The following is a 19,912-nucleotide window of genomic DNA, read 5'->3' as shown; positions in this document are numbered from 1 at the left end:
CCATTATTTGCACGTTGTGTGTAGTTCAGCACAGACAAGTTGTATGCCACGCGCTTCGATCGCTTGGCGGAGGTCATCGGCCAAGTTGTTGTCGGTGATCAAAGTGGTGATCTGTGCCCAAGGTATTTCTAAATTTGGAATTTTACGGCCAATCTTGTCGGATTCGACCATCACAATCACTTCACGGGCTGACTTTGCCATCACACGGCTCAGCCCAATTAATTCGTTGAATGTGGTTGTGCCGCGCTCTACATCAATGCCATCGGCACCAATAAAAAGCTGATCAAAGTCATAGGATTGTAGTACTTGCTCTGCTACTTGCCCTTGAAAGGATTCTGAGTGCGGATCCCATGTCCCGCCGGTCATCAATAAGGTTGGCTCATTCTCCAGTGATAACAATCGATTAGCGATATTCATCGCATTGGTCATCACGACTAAGCCGCGCTTTTGTGCAAGCTCCGGAATTAGGGTTTCAGTGGTTCTGCCGCTATCGATAATGATGCGATTGTGATCTTTAATCAGCTCGGCGGCCGCTTTGGCAATGGCCGTTTTACGTACCGAGTCTTGCTCGTCTTTACCTGATGCGGTGATCTCCTTAGGAAGAGCTATCGCACCGCCATAGCGGCGTAGTAACAGGCCGCTTTTTTCTAGTGCCGTTAAATCCTTACGAATCGTAACTTCTGACGTTTCAAACTCAGCGGCGAGTGATTCTACGCTTACTTCACCGTATTCATTCACCCATGAAAGAATGGTATGTCTGCGCTGTTGAGTGTTTCGTTTAGTCATCAAATAAGTTTCGTTTCGAAATTTAAGGCGATTATAGTCGAAACTTCAAAACCTAAACAAGTTAAATTTTGCACTGAACAAATTTTAACTGGAAATATTATGAACATCAGGATACATTTCCGGATTGAGGTACTTAAAAGGATAATTAAATGAACAAAAACTTAATAACATCAATGCTTTGTTGTTCACTATTACTAGCAGGATGCGGCAGTTCAGGCGGTGACACTACACCAGTCAATCAAGATAGCGGCAAAAATGGAAATAATGGCAACACGGATTCAAATAACGGCAGCACAGATTCAAATAACAGCAACACAGACTCAAATAACGATAATACAGATTCTGGAACGGATACCACGACTAAGCCAGTCGCTAAAATTCAGGCAAGTGCCTTTGGGGAGACTGGCAACGTCATTCAGCTTAGCACTACGGGAAGTACGATCCCTGAAAATGCCGAAATAACATGGCAGTGGCAAGCCAAACCCCAAGGCAGTAACGCTCAGTTTTCTAACCCCAACGCTAAGCAAACGCACTTTACCGCTGACGTTGCAGGTAGTTACATTGTAGGGCTAACAATCAAGTCAGGTAGTAACGAATCGACAACACAGTTTGAGATCCGTATAAAAGAAAAAACTACACCAAGTGTGAACACACCTCCTGTCGCCGACTTCACACTCACCAAACAGGCAATTGCCATCAACGAGCATCTACAGTTAGATGCGAGCAACAGCTCAGACTCAGACGGCGATAATCTCAGTTATAAATGGCAAGTTACTGCACCTGCTAATGTTGATGAATACACATTGGTAAGCCCTAACAATAACCTTGCCTCTTTCGCCTCTAAATTTGCGGGTGAATACACCATTACTTTAACCGTTTATGATGGTAAATCGTCACATAGCAAATCAGAAAAAGTCATCGTTATAGATAACCAGCCAGCTCTTAAAGCGGTTATTTCAGCGCCTTCAGAGGTTACATTAAGCTCAATGACTTTTGTTGAGCTGAAAAGCGATGGTAGTCAGTATCAAGGCGCTGTAACACCGCTTTGGAGTTTTGACAGCAAACCGAGCGGCAGCCAAGCCGCAATGGCAACACCAAATGGATTTCTCACCTCGCTTCAATTAGATAAGGCAGGGCAATATAAAATCCGCTTTAGCCTTAAAGACAGACAGGGTCGTTTAAGTGAGGCAACCCATACCTTAACGGCCAAATTAGGCGAAGCAAACAAACCGCTTGTATTCGTCGACGTGCCAGAGTCAACCAAAATCAATGAAGCCATCAAGCTTAGTGCCAAGCGAAGTAAAGATACAAGTGTCAGACCACTCTCCTTTAGTTGGACGTTTGAGCCATTTGAAGCCGATTTGACCTATTCCGTTACGAATGAAGATACCGATACGGTGATTTTTACGCCTCACGGAGAGGGAAGTTACCGTTATTTTGTGGAGGTAAGTAACGGTGAGCTAAGCCAAACCGCCAATGGCATGATAAAGGTTCACCCTGAAAACTATGGGCCCACAGCGTCTATGAGTCCACAAATGTCTACAGCTACGGAAGGGGAAACCAAAGCCTTTGTGGTATCCGCAGAAGATAAAGACGGCGATCCGCTCACTTATCGCTGGTCACTTGAAACGAAGCCTGAGAATAGCACTGCAGTGGTCAATAATGCTGATAATCGCGCGTCTATTACCTTCGATGAAGCTGGTAACTATGTGCTGAAATGCATCGTGTCTGATGGCAAGGTTGAACTAGTCGTCGCGGCATTCATCAAAGTAAGTGCTGCTCAAAATAGTGCTCCAGTAATTACGGCGCTGGACTATCAAGGAGTACTGAAAACAGATGCAGCGCTTTGGATAACTCCAACGGTTATGGATAGCGACAGCAATGCAGGCAATTTGACCTATTTTTGGAAGGTGGTTGCTCCATCAGGCGAAGTGATTGACAGTACCACAGCTCATGACTCGAACCTACAATTCACTCCTCTAGCATCAGGCGACTATCAGGTAAGTTTAAGTGTTGTAGATGAAAAGTCCGCTTCCGTTGCAACTAAAACGATAACACTTTCAGTAGAATAAGAGATCTCTACTCGTTGACTTTTAAGGCTTAAGCGCTCACTTGTGGGCGCTTAAGCCTTTTTGTTTAAACGGTTATGTCGGATGGAGCTAAGTGACGGATCTCCATATTGCTGATATGCGTTCCCGAAGAGTCCTCTGGACCAATTTCATCATAGGCGGACTCAACTCTGAGGTAGGCTTGAGTTGCGCCGAGTTCCGCCAGCTTTGTCTCGGCCTCTCGCAGCGAGTTAAACGGCGTTAGTTTACCTTCGGCATGCATTAAGATATGCAAGTTCCCATCACTATCTTGACCACCCGCAAGATAGTGATTTGAATCCGCGTAGCTAAGCACGATGGCATGGAGTTCTTTATTAGTGATTTTTTCTTTGAGTGTGGCAGCAAGCATAATGCTCTCCTCGTTTAACCGATTAATAATTAAACGACCCTTGTGCGTGTTTGGTTCACCTTGATAGTCATGAATGTTTTGTCGCAAACCTATTGTCGTGATAAATCACGACCTACCATCCATCACGTAGGTCGAGGTGTACCTCGATAGATTTAATCGAAGGACTTATCTTTAAAACTTATCTCTCAATTGCAAGGCATGCACATGAGCTGGAATAACCTGAGAAAAGGCAGGATATCAATCCCGTACGCAGAATACTTCATTACGTTTAACTGCCATAAACGCACGCTCTATTTTACGGATTATCAGCTGGCACGATTGTTTTGCCAATCTATCTCACATAATCAACAAAAGTTTGAGTGCCGCTGGCAAACATGGGTGTTAATGCCAGATCACTTTCATGGCTTACTGACGCTTGGAAATACGCAACTTGGTAAGGTTGTTGGAGAATTAAAAGGCAGAACAGCTTACCTGCTAAACACAGAATTTGGCAAAGCGCGTATTACTATCATCAGCTCAGATCCACAGAAGATAGGCATACCATTGCCCAGCATATTGCTGTAAACCCACTAAGAACCAAGCTAGTAAGCCGCATTGGTGATTACCTTTATTGGAACTCACACTTTCTGTGATTGGCTGGTTAAAGGGTCTCTTCCCAACTCAGTTAACACGCTTAGATACACCGACAAGTTACCTTCCGCCATCACCTCAATGGCAAATTCACTGCACATTTTAGCGCGACCTTTACGGCCCATTTGCTCTCGTAAAATCGGGTCCTTCAATAAGCGATTAAGATCTTGAGTAAACTGAGCTTGATTACCAATCGGAGCAAGTAATCCGGTTTCATTGTGCGCAACCGCTTCGGGAATGCCACCAGCAGCAAAGCCCACAACAGGCACGCCAGATGCGCTACTTTGTAATAACGCGACACCTAGCCCTTCCATCGATGCTGGATGTGCAACTATATCAACCGCCGGTAAAATACGCGCTACGTCTTGTCGAAATCCCACCAGTTGGACAATTTTTTGCAGCCCCAGCTCATCTATACGCGCTTGATACTGTTGCAGCTTTGGCCCTCGGCCAAACAGTAATACACGTAAATTAGGATGCTCAGCAATGAGTTGTTTGGCTGCACGCATGATCACATCCTGCCCTTTGCGCTCTATCAGTTGCGCAAAATTAGCCACAACCAAGGCATTTTGTGGTAGTTCAAACTCATCAAGCAGCCATTGCCGCTCCGCACTATTTGGTGCAAAGCGCTCGGTATCGACGGCACTGTGGACTAACTTTACTTGCTCAGAGGCAACACCTTGTGAGAGTAATACTTGGCGGATCCCCTCTGAGATAGCGATAACTTTATCGTAGGCTGGGTATTTTAATTTTGACCACCAGCGTGGCTCGGTATTGTCGACTCGTCTCGATAAAATAACAGGAACATTAAGCGACTTCGCGGCAAGTAATCCCCAAGTATCAACCCCTCGACGGCTGTGAATATGAACACAATCAGGCCGATGATGGGCAATAGTCTTTCGTAAACGCAGCCATTGCATGACATCGAGATCGCCTGCTATTTTCACAGGCTCCACAACAACTTGCTTATCAACGGCTGCAATCATTTCACTATTAGGCGGGCAAACCAGTACGTTCTCAATGCCCTTTTGCTGTAACGCTTGGGTTAAATACACCACTTGTTGTGCGCCGCCATATAAGTGACGACCCGCTTCAATATGCAGAACTTTCATAGCACTTCTCCCAGTGCGCTCGACACTCTTTGTGGCGTGAGCCCCACCATACAATCAAAACGAGCCTCACAGGTTGGCCGGCGTTTGCATGGTGAGCAAGCAAGTTTATCGCTCAACACGCGACCATTTGGATTGAAGGTGTTTTCATACGGTAAGGTTGAACCAAACAATGCAATAACCGGGGTATGATGCGCCATCGCCATGTGAGTCAGTCCAGTATCAACGCCAATCACACCTTTTGCCCCCCGAATGATCTCGCTGCACTCAAGCAATGTCGTTTTCCCAGTTAGATTAATGATCCCTGGCATCTGTTTTTCTAAGCGCTCGCTATGAGCGATATCACTTGGTCCACCCAATATAATAATATGCGCACAAATAGACTGATTTACTTGTTTATACAACTCACGCCAATGCCCATCTACCCAGTGTTTCTGTGCTCTCGTTGTAAACGGACAAAACACCACATAAGGTTGACCTTGCGTATGCTCCAATAGCAGTGCTTTTGTGTGTTGCTGTGTCTCTTTCGAGGCAATGAGCGAGTATTGAAATGCCGTTTCTGGCGCACCAAAAAATTTCGCTGCAGCTCTGTATTCCGAGCTGATATCAGCAGACCAAGGCGAGGTCACTACCTTATTCATAAGCCACTGACTGCCCTCGCGACTATTGATCCCAACCTTATATTGAGCGCCGCTAAGCCAAGCTAGCACGCCACTTTTAAGGAGTCCTTGGGCCTCGAGCACTAAGTCAAATTGTCGACTAGCCAACTGCTTTTTAAAGCTATTAACTAGCTTAAGTAGCGCTATGATCCCTTTTGCTTTTCGCACTTTTTGCCACTCATTGCGAGGCCACAGGATCACCTCATCTAGCAATGGATTTTGTTGTAGCAAGGTCGCGCCAGCAGGCTCTGCTAACCAGCTCAGTTTTGCTTCTGGGTAACGTGCCTTTAGTGCAGAAATAAGACCTGACGCCATCACGATGTCACCAATGGCACTGAGTCGGACAATAAGGATATTGTTGTATTGCATTGTTATCTGATCACCATTGGATGTAATCGGGTACTATGGACTGGCCGTTGCGCTTGTTTTAACTGATATAAAACTTGCAATGTGGTTTTGTGTAGTGCGCCATTATGCTTTGCGATAGCAGCTTGCCCAGCCTGTATTTGTTGTACTGTTGCAGCACTATTTTGCCAAAAGCCGATGACTTCTTTAGCTATTTGCTGTGGTTCGTTACCCTCAACAAGTGCACCGGCTTGACTCAGCGGCGCACATATATCTTCACAATTTCGTCGACTACTTCCCATTACGACGGCAGCCCCTTGGACAATGGCTTCGGCAGGATTATGACCACCGAGCTTAACTAACGAGCCACCGATAAAGGCAACGTGGGCATCACGATAAAACGCAAATAGTTTGCCCATCGTATCGAGCAGATACACTTGCGTATTTGCCGTTAGTGTTGGCGCGTGCGAGTAACGCTGACAGCTCAGCCCGCTTGCTTGCAGCTGCTGCCATACCTCATCAAATCTTTCAGGATGACGCGGTGCGATAATTAGCTGAGCTGCTGGATTTTGCTGTAACAACTGTTTGTGCGCTGCGACCACCGCTATTTCTTCAGTGTCATGCGTGCTCCCCGCAATCCATGTCAACTGAGAGGGTTTTTGCGTTGGGTCGGCATGTTTAAGCTCTGGCCAATCGTACTTGATATTACCGCACATCATCAGTTTTTCTGGTGGTACACCCAACTCGCGAAAAGCTTGATAACTTAGCTCACTTTGCGGCAGAATTTTATGCACCTTTGACACCATAAAGGTAAAAAGACCTAACATGTTGGCATAACGATTTTTTGATCTGTCGGTCATGCGGGCATTTACCAGCATCACTCGACTGCCTTGGTTGCGCGACTGGCGAATAAGGTTCGGCCACCACTCCATCTCAACCGACATGGTCAATACCGGATTAAAATGCGTCAAGAACGCACCAACTGTCAATTGAAAGTCCAGTGGCAAATAAGTGTGAATGACTTGCTCCCCCCAGTTGCGCTCAATATAGTTGGAACCCGCAACCGTGGTACAAGTAAAAACAATGGGTAAATGAGGATGCTGTTTACGCAGCTCAGGAATAAGTTTAGCAATGGCGGCGCATTCGCCAACGGAGACGCCATGTAAATGAATACAGGCGGGTAAACGTTTACAATCGTAGACACCTAAGCGTTGTAAAAAGTGCCTTTTATAACCCGGTTTACGTAGCCATTTTTTTAATAAGATCAGCGCAATCAAAGGTAAACACAACAACAGGATACTGTTATAAACACCAATCCAAAGTGAATTAGCTGATCTTCTACGAAGACGAGAGGTTGTCTTAACCTTAGCCATAGCTACACCTTGTTATTCAAGCCTGAATTAACCCCAGTGTAACTATGGTTTTTGACACTAAATTGACAGCAACTGCATCCTGCTGTTATTCACAAACTAAGCCCTATTCATATCGCAAGATCAGCGACGGACGCGTACTCGCGGCTTTAAAGGCAAGGGTCGCCACAGTCAACCAAGTGATACCGGCAACCACCAAGGCTGCTGCGCCATAAACCCACATTGCTTGCTCAATGCGGTCATTAAAGTTTGCAAGCCAATCACCAACGAGCCAATAAGTTACCGGATAAGCAATGGCGATACTGACTCCCACCAAAATCAGGAACTCTTTTGCTAAGATATTCACAATGCTTAGCCGTGATGCCCCCAAGACTTTGCGTACAGCTACTTCTTTTTGACGGCGAACCGTTGCAAAGGATGCCAATCCAAAAGTGCCTAAACAGGTTAAGAATACAGCTAGCGCGGTGAAGATAAGTACTACCTTAGAGATACGCTCATCACCACTAAGTACCGCCCTATAACTATCTGAAAGTAGGTTGATCTCTGGTTCATACACGTTTGCGGTTTTTGCCAACACACTAATCAAGTCTTGTCGAATCTGTGCTAAATACTGCGAGTTAATCGTTAAGATTACTTCAGATGTTGGATTAAAATAAGTAAACCCCAATAAAAACATAATATTAGAACTCGCTTCTTGTGCATTCCCCACTTTGACGTCAGCGACGACGCCAACCACTCGCATCTCTACGTTACGGCCAGTATCTTTGATAGTTTTGCCAATAATATCTGCAACATTACTGTAGCCAGCTTGCTTGGCGACTGACTCGGTAATAATGGTGCCTATTGTGGTTACGCCGTTAACTCGATTTGACCAATCACCGGCAAACTCTCGGCTAAAGTCTCGACCTGCAAGTAGCGTTAACCCTAATCCTTTGACTACCTCGTAGCTTGTACCAATAACTGGCGTTAAGGATTGCGACTGTTCACCATTTGGCCACGTTGGTACTAGGGTGTTATTAATCGAGCGAGTCAGCTGCGTATCTATCACACTGATATGTTCAACGCCCTCAATCGCCGCGAACTGTTTAACTAATGACGTTGGCGCTTTTGTAAAAGCCGCTTTAACGGGCACTTCTGAGACCACCAAACGCTGTGTGGTTTCGTAACCAAGCGGTAAATTTTGCAAATGTGCCAACTGGTACTGTAGCGTTATCGAAGCAATAATTAACCCAACCGCAAGTGCTGCTTGTACAGTTAAAAGACTTTTGCGCACCCAAATCGCGGTACTCCCACGCTGTAAATCTCCGCTTAGTACGCGTTTAGCACTAAAAGATGAGATAAAAAATGCAGGATAGAGACCCGCCAACAAACCCACGATGACGGCAACCGCGACTACTACGACACTAAACATAGATGCATAATCAATACTTAATTCACGGCCAACTAGATTGTTGAAACTTGGCAATAGTAGCTCGACCAAAACACAGGCTATTGTCATTGCAAGCAATGACACGAGTACAGACTCAGATAAAAACTGTGCAACTAATTGCGACTTGCTGGCACCAAGTGCCTTGCGTACACCCACTTCTTTTGCACGTTTGGTCGACTGTGCAACCGTCATATTAATAAAGTTAAAGCCAGCGATAAGGATCAGCAGCACGCTTAAACCAACACAGATCATCACCACTTGTTTCGCACCACCCACTTTCATTTCAAACGGCGACTTTGCAGTAAAGTGAAGCTCCGTTAAGGGGTGTAATTGCAGCGATAAGCGACCCTTAAAATCACCGAAATAATATTTCTCAGTCAGTATGCTTTCCAAAGCAATAACATCTGTTTGCGGCGCCAATCTTAAATAAACATAACTAGAAGTTATATCCGTATTGACTGGATCATGCTCTACAGACACTAGGTTTTTAAAGCCAAAATGCGTGTTTTCAGGTAAATCTGTAAATACTGCACCTACCGTATATTGGCCGTTTTTATGCTGTAGAGTCTCGCCAACCACGTTTGTGCGACCAAAAATACGCTGAGCTTCTGAACTACTCAATGCAATGCTATTCGGTACACTCATGGCGCGACTTAGACTACCTGCCACCGTTTCCATATCGATAAAATTCTCGATATTTGCAGTTGCGCCATAAAGGTCATTCAGTTTAAAACCTTGATTTTTTACTGTCACATCTACTTCAGCTTCGCGAGTAAACTCCACCATCGTCAGCGCAAAAACCTCTTCAACTTGGCTATATTCAAGTGCTCGAGTGCCATTGATGTAATTAAAAATAGGAACGACCCCAAGCCCTAATTGCGAATAGTCTTGTGCAATTCGATACACACGCTCAGCATGAGGTTGCTGGCTATCGTAAGATAGTTCATTTTTTGCAAACAGTGCGACCAAAATTGCTGCGGCTAAGCCCACACTAAGCCCAAGTACATTTAAAATAAAATGCTGTTTTTGCTGCTTAAAAGCACGCAATGCCGTTATTAGATAATTCACTATCATCGTTATGCCACCTCTGATTTTTGTGGTTGCACCACCGTGTTGGCTTTGTCTAACATCACTTGGCCATCGAGAAGGCGTACAAGTCTATCCGCGTATGACCCCTCTTTTTCTGAGTGCGTTACCATGATCACGGTTGTGCCTTCGCGGTTTAGCTCGCGTAACATCGCCATGACTTCTTCGCCGTTTTTGGAGTCCAAGTTACCCGTTGGCTCATCCGCTAAGATAAGTTTAGGGTTAATAACCAGCGCTCTTGCAACCGCCACACGCTGCTGCTGACCACCAGAAAGTTGCTGCGGTAGGTGATCAGCACGGTGGTCGATGGCAACGCGTTTTAAAATCTGCTCTACACGCTGCTTACGTTCACTTTTTGAGATATTTTGGTATTGCAGCGGTAGCTCGACATTTTCAAACACAGTCAGCTCATCAATCAGGTTAAAACTTTGAAATACAAAACCAATTGACGCTTTACGTAGTTGTGAGAGCTGCTTTTCGCTATAGCCCGCGATGTCAGTGCCCGCAAACTCAAACTGCCCAGATGACGGTGAATCCAACATCCCAAGAATGGACAATAAAGTCGACTTACCACACCCAGACGGGCCCATGATGGCGACAAACTCACCTTCATTAACAGTTAGGTTAATATCGTTTAGCGCAGTCGTTTCAACGTCTTGAGTACAAAATACACGGTTTAGGTTAGTTAGTTTTATCATTGTTATATCCTTAGAAATTGAGTTGTTGCGCTTTGTCGAAGTTGCTATAGCTTGAGGTGATCACTTGCTCACCTTGTGATAAGCCATCTAACACTTCGTAATAATCTTGATTCTTTTTACCTAAGCGAATGTCACGACGCTCGGCGGTTTTGCCATCACTTGCCAACACGTATACCCAGTTACCGCCAGAGCTAGTAAAGAAGGCACCGCGTTTTAGCAATAAGGCATTTTCTTTGTTACCGCCAAGCATCAGTTCTACATCTATGCTTTGGCCGCGTTTAATGTCGCTTTGGCCGCTTGGTAATGCCACTTCAACCTGAAATTGTGATTGCGTTACACGGCTATCAATTTTGCTCACCTTGGCACTGACTAAGCCACTGTCTAACATCACATTCACTGCCATATCCGGTTGTACTTGATTTAAATAAAACTCATCAAGGCGGACAACCAACTTGTATTCATTCGGAATGTCAATTTGGCCTAACCGTGCCCCTTTACTCTTTGACTCACCGATTTCAACATCCAGCTCACTCAAGTAACCCGATACCGGCGCTTTGATCAGTAGGTTTTCGAGATTTTGACGGGCAAATTGCAAGTTCTTCTGTAACATCTCAGCACTGTCTTCTAGCTGTTCTACTTGCACTTTACGAATTGAATTTTCCTGCGCTTGGCGCTCTAACGTCAGCTCCTTTCGGGCCTTGTAATACTGTAAATCGTCTTCGATTTCAGACAATCTGTCGGTTGCCAGCACACCTTTTTCAACGAGTGGCCTGGATTGCTTATAACGACGTTCCAAATGGCTAATTTGTAAGTCAATTTCCAGCAAGTCACGGCGTAAATTAAGGCGACTGGTTTCCATCGTCATTTGGGTGTTTCTTAGGAAGTTAAGCTGCTCTGTTACTTGTGCTTCGCGACTCATCACGTCTAGCTGTAAACTGGTATTGCTCAGTCTCACTAATGGCTGACCCGCTTCAACAAACTCACCCTGCTCCACCAAGCGCTCTTCCACTTGACCACCGGCGATGGTATCTAAGTAAATCGTGGTTTTTGGTACGACTTGACCACGTAAGCTTAATGCGTCCACAAACGCCCCTTTGCTTACGGTACTCACCGTGAGGCTACTCAGCGCGAGATTTTGACTTCGACCTGAAGAGGCAGTGTTATTGAATGCCAGTGCCGCTGCTGCAATGCTCAGAAGTACACCACCAGCCACCGCTTTTTTAAGATGTTTTTGCAATCCTGAACGCTCTATTTTCTTATCCATAATCACGCCTCTTGTTGTTAGTCGGTTAAATCGTTTTATCGAATATGTATGACTAATATCAAGCACCGTGCCAAGCTTGATTTTATTATAAATTACAAAATGTTAGGCATTTACCCTTATATTCTAAGAATAATAAGTGTCCGGAAATAGAACACATCAAAAATAACAAAGTGTCCATAAATGAACACTTTTCGTAGACGAGATCTAAATGATTGCGGTACGCTAAAAGAAAAATAAAGCGATCAGGATATGAAGCAGGAAGGCACCATATTAATTGTCGACGACAACAGCGATATATTAATTGCAGCAAAGCTTTTGCTAAAAAAGCATTACCAAACCATCATCACCACAGATAACCCCTTTGATATAGAAGCGCAGATTACATCGCAGCAAATAGATGTGATCTTGCTCGACATGAACTTCAGCCAAGATGCTATTAGTGGCAAAGAGGGCTTCTATTGGTTAAAGAAAATTGTCGAGCAAGACCCAAGCATCGTGGTGTTGTTAATGACCGCCTATGGTGACATTCAGCTTGCCGTTGACGCGATAAAAGCAGGCGCCGCCGACTTTATCGCTAAGCCTTGGCAAAACGACCAACTACTCGGTGCGGTTGCCGCCGCATTTGCGCATGCCAAAGACAAACAACAGGTTGGTAAGCTCACTCGTCAGACGCAAGGGTTAAATCAGGCACTCAATCAATCCAGTGGTAGCCATCAATTTGCTTTTTTAGGCCAAAGCTCGGCCATGCAAAAGGTATTTAGTACCATCGAACGCGCGGCACTCACCGATGCCAACATTTTGATCACCGGCGAAAGTGGCACGGGCAAAGAGCTTGCCGCCCACGCCATTCATCAGGCGAGTATGCGTCGCGACAATACCTTTATCAGCCTAGACATGGGTGCTATCTCCGAAAATTTGTTTGAAAGCGAATTGTTTGGTCATAAAAAAGGGGCGTTTACCGATGCGAAAAGCGATAAGGTCGGTCGCTTTGAACTCGCACACGAGGGGAGCTTGTTTTTGGACGAATTGGGCAACCTGCCGATGGGCCAACAAACAACGCTACTTGCAGCGCTACAAAATCGACAAGTCACTCCTGTAGGCGGCAATAAGCCTATTTCAGTGGACATACGCCTTATCTGTGCCACCAACGATAATCTGCAACAAGCGGTTGATGAAGGTCGTTTTAGGCAAGATTTATTATATCGGATCAATACCATAGAGATCCGTCTGCCACCGCTTCGCGAGCGTGTCGATGATATTCCACTGCTCGTAAACTACTACCTTGAACACTTTTGCCACAAGTATAAAAGGCAGCTTGAGGTAAATAGCAGCGACATGCAATGTCTACAAACCTACCCGTGGCCCGGTAATGTCAGAGAGCTCGCACATGCTATCGAACGTGCGGTGATCTTAAGTGAAACCGAGTTTTTGGATATCAGTACCGTGATTGGCACTAATCCCACGGCGGCACAAGCAAGTATGGAAGATACCTCGGACACCAATACACTCACTTTTGAAGGCACTTTCAACCTTGAAGAAATTGAACAACATACGGTGCGTGCAGCGCTCAAGCATTATCAAGGCAATGTCTCAAACGCAGCCAAAGCGCTCGGGTTAACCCGAGGGGCAATGTATCGTCGCTTAGAAAAGTACGATTTGTAGGAAGAAAAGAAATGACACGCGTTGCTCACCATCCCATCCTTGTTTTTTTCTTTACTATCATTGGTCTAGTAATTTCCAGTGGGCTCTCGCTATATTTGTATATACAAGGTGGCTTTTCGGCAACTTGGCTGTTGATCACCCTTATTACCATCACGTTTATTTCAACCTTATACTTTCAATTTAACAAGCAAAACAAGCACATGGGTTTTGTACTTAAGTCTTTAGCCAATGGCGATAGCTCCTTGGGACTAAGCCAACATCACCCAATGCGGCAACACTTAGAAGAGATCAAAACGCGGATCCAAAGCGCGCGGTTGAGCGCCGAGCAGCAAGCTCACTTTTTACAAACCTTGCTAGTGCATATCGACTTAGCGGTTTTGGTGTTCGACAGCGAGGGGAAGGTTATTGAATCAAACCCAGCGGTAACCCGCCTACTCGGTAAACCCATTAATCACAGCAAAGATTTAGAAGATATCGCACCACTGGTTAATGAATGCGATAAGAGCTTGAAAACGATAGCAAATTGGCAATATGGCGAGCAACAAGATAACTTGTCTATACAAATAACATCAGCGCAGATCCAAGGGCAAATTCGTAAAATTGTCACCTTACAATCCATTCGTGATGCATTACAAAACAAAGAGCAGCAAGCCTATAAACGCCTCACCAAAGTGCTTACGCACGAGGTAGCTAACTCTATTACACCTCTGGCATCCATTGCACAAACCTGTGGGGGACTCTTGCCCGACACATTGAGTTTTGACGATGAAGAAGATAAACAAGACCTCGCCTTAGCGTTGCAAACACTGGCAAAACGCACTGAGTATCTGGGCGCTTTTATCGCCCGTTTTAGAACGGTGAGTAATTTACCCAGCCCAGCGCTGCAACCTGCCCAGCTTGCGCCGCTGGTAGAGGGCATCTATCAGTTACATCAACAAAGCTGTCATCAAGCGAACATAGACTTACAGATTGATGTTAGCCACTCCCAACTGGTGATGTTAGACACGGCTCAAATTGAGCAAGTACTTATTAACTTAACCAAAAATGCCATAGAAGCGGTGCAGCAGCGCAATGAAGAAGATCAGCGAAACACCCGCCAAGTGGTATTAAAGACCGGAGCCAATAACGCAGGCCAGCACTATATAGAAATAAGCGATAATGGGCCCGGCATCGCAGAACATGTCATTGACATGATTTTCGTGCCGTTTTTTACCACTAAACAACAAGGCTCGGGGATCGGCTTAAGCCTCTCAAGACAAATTATGATTAATCATGGCGGCGACTTAATTTATCTTAGGCGCGAACAAGGCGCATGCTTCAGATGCGTATTTGGTTAGTAATCAACGCAATCTAGGTGAAGCAAAACATATTCGTTTGGTAATATGGGAGCCCTTGTTATTTGAGATCCTTCGTTGTCATTTAGTGCTACATTAAAGCTAAGGTAAAACTATCCAAAAGTGTGTAGTACTTAAATTGGCAGTCATAGTTAGCCGCAATCGTAAAACCACGGCTAATATCGCTCTAAATGATTGAGAATATGAGGAAAAACATCTACATCAGCCTGACGCCCAAAGATACAATCTATATGCGCGTAATTGGGGATCACTTTACGCGTAAACTTAGCCTCACCAAAGGCAAGACAAAGACGTTCATAGGTTTTTTTCGTGCTCTCGGGTAAATAACACTCGTTATCTGCCCCGCTAATAAATAGCGTCGGTATGTTTAACCGGTTGATGTGTGGCATGTAAACGTCCTTGCCATCTGCATCGACCAGTTTTCCTGCGCGACAAATTGCAGCAAGGTGCTCGAGGGTTTGAATATTGGCTTCGGCAAATAGTTCATCAATATGCTCATGCAGCAAATCGGTTAACTGGTCATGACGGTATAAGGAGGCGTACATAAAAGTCACGCGATGGCAGCTGTCATTGTTGCATCGCCCCTGTGCTTCAGCGAGCGCGTACAAGCCCAACGCCTTATCATACAAAGAGGCAAGCCCATTGCTCTGCTGTGGTACTCGCGCCGTTAGCGAGTCTACACCCAGCCTTTCTAAAAATGAGGGGAGATGTAAACCTGTCTTCATTTTCGTTGCCATCGGCACCACCACGTCCGCCGCAATTTGTGATGCAACAACACTTCGAACCCCCGAAAGGCCGCTAAGCATAGACATAAAGAAGGTCGTAGCACCATAACAATGCACCACCGCCTGGATACTATCTGCTCCCGTGATGGTTCGGATCTTGTTCACTGCAGCAGGGTAATCGTATTTCGCTACCTGATCGCCATTTGATTGCTTTGCGGCAGCAGGCAACAAAATACTGACTCGATAATCCAATAGCCACACGTCATATTGGTTAGCGACTAGGTACTCGACTAAGTTGGTATCTATCATATCGGTGGAAAAGATACTAGAAGCAACTCCCAGCCCATGCACTAACATAACCGGGCCCTTGTCACCGCCACGATAACGAGTCAGCGATAGCTGCACATGATCAGCTGTATCAAACAAGTATACTTCAGGTGTTGGAGCCCTTAGCGGCCGTTTTTTGCGCACCAATTCACCACCGTGCGTTTTTTCTTGGTAAAAAATACTGCCGTAACTCTGATATAGTGTGCCCGCAAAAAATTGCCCAAAGCGCGCGATGGCTTTTAAGCGAGCCGCTTTACTCTCGGCATGACTTACACGAATAGTGGCAAGCTGCGTCACAAAATCAATCGGCGCTATCTTCATAATACCGTGACCACATATGGCCCCTTGAGTATCTTCTCCTTCATGAATATCAACAAATAAGGTTGTAGTATCATCCCAAAGATCGAGAGAGTGAGGGTCGTCTTTGATTAACTTAAAGGCATTAAAGAAGTACTGTTTGCCATCCTCCGCCATTAAATTCATTTTATAGATCATCTTCCGAGTATTTGGAGGAAAGGCCTGACGCTCAAACAGACGAAACTCACCATTGCGAACGGTCAGTGGTTTATCAGAAAGCAGATTACACTCAACGCGACCCGAAATATGCGCTTTATGTTGTGGGTCGGTCAACATCACCTCTAGATCCGTCGAGGTGACCGTCAATACAAAAGACAGAGTTTGGTTTGTTTCTTGGCCCAGCTGATAGGCAGCCAAGTAGGTTTGTAAAGAGGTAGTGCTTGGCTCTACCACGCGGCTAAAATAGCCCTGCATTCGCTCTGTAAACGCCAACCCTGTTGTAGTCGGCTCAGCGGTACGGGAGCGGCTTGACGGCAATTGATAGTTAATTTGCCAATCACGGTCCTTGGCGATAAGCGCACAGCAGCGCTCTGTCAATGCACTTATCGTAAGCAGCGGATTGACCGCAAGCGACGTTGGAATGATGGCACCATCTGACACATAGAGCGAGTCGTAACAGGCATCACTCTCTCCCGTAAACACTTGCCCTTTATGATTCACCACCCCTTCGGTACCCGTCTCAGCAAGCCGACAGCCACCTAAAGGATGAACTGTAACCAAGCGATTATTCAACCACGGTGACCAAATTGGGTTTTTAACATAGGTGCCACCGAGCGCTGCTGTCGCTTGAAGCAGCTTTTCACTCGCATGATGAAAATTAGGCTGAGCTCCTAACTCAGGCCAACGGATGTTCAACTTGTCTTGCTCTAAAGTTATGACACCTTGGCTATCGTCATGGCTCATTACTAAGTAGGTCTGAGTATGTTTTACCGCACCATGATAAGCGCCTCGCCATTGGCTTTGCCATACTCTCGCTTGCTCCTCCAAAGCGTCATAAAAACCATGATCCGTGTCGAGTCCAACTACACCCGCTGCACTTGCAAGCGCAGTTGGTAACACTCCCGCCATGGCGCCGGGTAAACTTCCCTCTTCAATAATCATTTGTTGCGCGCGTTCGCTCGCTTCACGAAGATCGATTGCACTAGTGATACAAGGTCCTGTAGGCGCTTTGCCTTCTGGTTCTAGATTGCCAACCCCAACACCACCGATTTCGCTGTCGCAGTTATAGCCAAAACCCAACATATCGCCATTACCGGTAAAATGCTGACCAAGTTGCGAAGAGATAGCCAAACCGCGACTTTGGCTACGCAATAAAATTTCATTACTACCCAGCGTGCCAGCGGCCAAGAGCACAATATCCGCCTCAACAAATAACGGGGCTGCAGAAAAGCATTCTGCGCCGGTTCCCATGTCTTGGTAAAACACCCGCCAACCAGAGTCGATTTTCTCAAGGTAGCGCACACGGGCCTGACAATAAATTTCTGCGCCATGATTCCAAGCATCCGGTAAGTAATTCATTCGGGTGGTATTTTTGGCATTGAAATTACAACCAGACACACAGTCTCCGCAGTTATTACATGCTTGCTGCTCAACACCCACATGGTTGATGCCACCTTCTGGGGTCGCAAAACATACATTGATTGGTACTTTATTAAAGGGGGCTTCTAATGCATTTGCCGACTGCTGGTGAGCCTTAAGTTTATTCAAAGTTGGGTAATGTTCAGGGTATAAGGCAGGCTTCAGCATCTCTCGAGCCCGCGAGAATCCCTCTTCCAACAAACCATCCTCATCATCTCGGATCGCGTGTGGCCATACTGGATCTCTCAGTACTGCATCTACTGGGGACAAAGCAACATTGGCATTGATAAGAGAGGTACCACCTAAGCCACAACCGACGACGACATTCTGTTCACGGTGCATATGAATATCAAATAATCCCAAATGAGAGCCCTTGTGCCCTGTTTGGCTATTAAACTGCAACTCACCAGCGGCCTCCAACTCGGTATCCGGAAATTCTCCCGTTAAAAACTCGCGCCCTCGCTCAAGTAGGCAGACTGATTTTCCGGCTCTCGCCATGCGTGACGCAGCGATAGAGCCACCATAACCACTACCAATAACAAGTACATCGTAATGCGGCTGAATTGCCGCCAGAGGTGAAGAAATTGGTTTCATTTGCTTGATTCCCTCTTCTTATTTTCGCTCACCACCTTGACCGTGGCGATGCTATCCGTGAAGTATCCTCCATCGGAGGCATACTGACCCTAGCAATAAGAGTAGAGCATTTATTGCACAATGGTGCAGTACACTGGTTAAATAATCCGGAGGATCAGCGGCAACAATAACAAACACCCCACCCCCCAAAGAATTTTATTGTTTGTCAGCAAGGCTGCGCGATACCCCATCATCAACCCAAGGGAGCCCAGCTTTGGCACCAGCCAAAACAACAATCCAGAAAATAGCAGTGTTCCTGTGATCACCAACAGGCTCTCAGGCACACCACCGAGTTGATAACGGCTCAGCCAGAGCGCCAAGGCAATAATCACGCTTTGATGCCAGAGATAAATGGGAAACACCGCTTTATTGAGCCCCGTAAGCAGTGGATGAGGACGGTTAAGATAACGCGCCGCTAATGCTAATATCAACAACACTGCGCACACACGCTGTAACACCAACACAAGACTCCCATCCCAAGTAATGAAGGTAGTGCGCGTGTCTTGCTGCAACCAGTAAAAATGATATAAAAGCAAAATAATCATGGCGTTGACGGCACAAACCCACAGCAGCACTTTACCTTGTCGAGCAAGCCAAGCCCAAAACCGATTATGCTTAGCAAGCAGATAACCTGCGAGCAGAAAAACAAACCCCTGAAACTCTCTTTTGCTATCACCTTCCAATGCTAGCTGAGCCCAAAGTAAGCTTGCAAAAGCCAGCACGCTTAGTAGATAAGTTGGCCAGCGCAAAGTGATAAAATGCCGGAGCACTACTTGAAGCTTAGAATTAAAGACGATATGCAGTACAGCAAGGAGCAAAGTAAAACGCCATAATTCTCGCAAATACCACAAGTGATTGACATCGACATGGGGCCAAATACCGCTTTGATATTGACTAAATAAAGGGCTGTTAAAATCAATAAACTGTTTGTAGAAATCAACATACCCGAGCGTTAATCCAGCATTTTGCTGCATTTCTGCGTACAGTTGCACTGGCACAACAACCCATATGCCAAATAATAGTGGGAGCAATAACAAAGGAGTACGAAAGAGCATGGCTGTGCATGCTCCTTGTTTATCAAAAATATATCTAAGCGCAACTCCCGAGATAAACCAGATAAGCAACATGCGCCATGGTGAGATCACTAACATCAGATATTCTAGCCAAACCGAAGTATAAGCACTTTTGTAGTGAAAACCCCAGTTAGGTACATATAACATAGCGGTGTGATAAAAAATGAGTATTGTAAATGCAATAACACGCAGCCAGTCTAGCTCTACTCGCCGATTTAAATGATCCATGTTATTTTCTTTTTGAAAGTAAACTTACCCTTACAGTGCGCCAATACAGCGTACAAACAAACGAAATTTGCTTAAATAACAATAGCTAGGGATAAACCGTGGAATAGAGGGATAAAATAAGTGACCGCTTTGCGTCCAGTT

At 45.6% G+C, this 19,912-nt stretch carries 14 protein-coding genes; 4 read left to right on the top strand and 10 right to left on the bottom strand.

Annotated elements, in window-relative coordinates; genetic code table 11:
• Positions 1-3: 3 nt before the first annotated feature.
• Positions 4-786, bottom strand: coding sequence for a DeoR/GlpR family DNA-binding transcription regulator (locus DS891_RS14790; RefSeq protein ID WP_069021135.1), 783 nt, complete (start codon positions 784-786; stop codon positions 4-6).
• Positions 787-935: 149 nt separating this feature from the next.
• Here DS891_RS14790 and DS891_RS14785 point away from each other — a divergent pair, with 149 nt between their 5' ends.
• On the top strand, positions 936-2,858 hold the full coding sequence (locus tag DS891_RS14785; RefSeq protein ID WP_174170182.1) for a PKD domain-containing protein: 1,923 nt from the start codon (positions 936-938) through the stop codon (positions 2,856-2,858).
• Positions 2,859-2,922: 64 nt separating this feature from the next.
• Here the strand turns inward: DS891_RS14785 and DS891_RS14780 are convergent, their stop codons facing one another.
• Positions 2,923-3,243: a DUF6482 family protein gene (locus DS891_RS14780; protein ID WP_174170181.1), complete on the bottom strand. Its 321-nt coding sequence runs from the start codon at positions 3,241-3,243 to the stop codon at positions 2,923-2,925.
• Between the two features lie 204 nt (positions 3,244-3,447).
• Here DS891_RS14780 and DS891_RS14775 point away from each other — a divergent pair, with 204 nt between their 5' ends.
• Positions 3,448-3,807, top strand: a complete 360-nt coding sequence (locus DS891_RS14775; RefSeq protein ID WP_254605885.1) for a transposase — start codon at positions 3,448-3,450, stop codon at positions 3,805-3,807.
• 53 nt (positions 3,808-3,860) lie between these two features.
• Here DS891_RS14775 and DS891_RS14770 read toward each other — a convergent pair whose 3' ends face one another.
• From DS891_RS14770 to DS891_RS14745, 6 genes are all read right to left on the bottom strand, one after another.
• Positions 3,861-4,985, bottom strand: coding sequence for a glycosyltransferase (locus DS891_RS14770; protein WP_174170180.1), 1,125 nt, complete (start codon positions 4,983-4,985; stop codon positions 3,861-3,863).
• Positions 4,982-6,010 carry a glycosyltransferase family 9 protein gene (locus DS891_RS14765; RefSeq protein ID WP_174170179.1) on the bottom strand — a complete coding sequence of 343 codons (1,029 nt, stop codon included), beginning with the start codon at positions 6,008-6,010 and terminating at the stop codon, positions 4,982-4,984. Before DS891_RS14765 ends, DS891_RS14770 begins: the two co-directional genes overlap by 4 nt.
• 2 nt (positions 6,011-6,012) lie before the next feature.
• A complete protein-coding gene (locus DS891_RS14760) occupies positions 6,013-7,359 on the bottom strand; it encodes a 3-deoxy-D-manno-octulosonic acid transferase (RefSeq protein WP_174170178.1) in 1,347 nt (448 codons plus the stop codon).
• Between the two features lie 103 nt (positions 7,360-7,462).
• Positions 7,463-9,859, bottom strand: coding sequence for an ABC transporter permease (locus DS891_RS14755; RefSeq protein WP_174170177.1), 2,397 nt, complete (start codon positions 9,857-9,859; stop codon positions 7,463-7,465).
• 2 nt (positions 9,860-9,861) lie between these two features.
• Positions 9,862-10,569 carry an ABC transporter ATP-binding protein gene (locus DS891_RS14750; protein WP_102057788.1) on the bottom strand — a complete coding sequence of 236 codons (708 nt, stop codon included), beginning with the start codon at positions 10,567-10,569 and terminating at the stop codon, positions 9,862-9,864.
• A 10-nt stretch (positions 10,570-10,579) separates the two neighbouring features.
• On the bottom strand, positions 10,580-11,833 hold the full coding sequence (locus DS891_RS14745; RefSeq protein WP_174170176.1) for an efflux RND transporter periplasmic adaptor subunit: 1,254 nt from the start codon (positions 11,831-11,833) through the stop codon (positions 10,580-10,582).
• A gap of 249 nt (positions 11,834-12,082) precedes the next feature.
• Between DS891_RS14745 and DS891_RS14740 the strand changes: the two genes are divergently transcribed.
• On the top strand, positions 12,083-13,495 hold the full coding sequence (locus tag DS891_RS14740) for a sigma-54 dependent transcriptional regulator (RefSeq protein ID WP_174170175.1): 1,413 nt from the start codon (positions 12,083-12,085) through the stop codon (positions 13,493-13,495).
• Positions 13,496-13,506: 11 nt separating this feature from the next.
• The gene (locus DS891_RS14735) at positions 13,507-14,832 is read left to right on the top strand and encodes a PAS domain-containing sensor histidine kinase (RefSeq protein ID WP_174170174.1); all 1,326 of its coding nucleotides are present in this window, start codon (positions 13,507-13,509) and stop codon (positions 14,830-14,832) included.
• A gap of 173 nt (positions 14,833-15,005) precedes the next feature.
• On the opposite strand, the gene DS891_RS14730 is transcribed toward DS891_RS14735, so the two are convergent.
• Positions 15,006-18,431: a GMC oxidoreductase gene (locus DS891_RS14730; protein WP_174170173.1), complete on the bottom strand. Its 3,426-nt coding sequence runs from the start codon at positions 18,429-18,431 to the stop codon at positions 15,006-15,008.
• 137 nt (positions 18,432-18,568) lie between these two features.
• The gene (locus DS891_RS14725) at positions 18,569-19,771 is read right to left on the bottom strand and encodes an acyltransferase (RefSeq protein ID WP_174170172.1); all 1,203 of its coding nucleotides are present in this window, start codon (positions 19,769-19,771) and stop codon (positions 18,569-18,571) included.
• Positions 19,772-19,912: the final 141 nt, after the last annotated feature.

This window comes from Pseudoalteromonas sp. JC28 (assembly GCF_013319255.1).
Taxonomy (GTDB): domain Bacteria; phylum Pseudomonadota; class Gammaproteobacteria; order Enterobacterales; family Alteromonadaceae; genus Pseudoalteromonas.
Note: the sequence above shows the minus strand (reverse complement) of the source record. Positions and strands in the feature narration are given on the sequence as shown.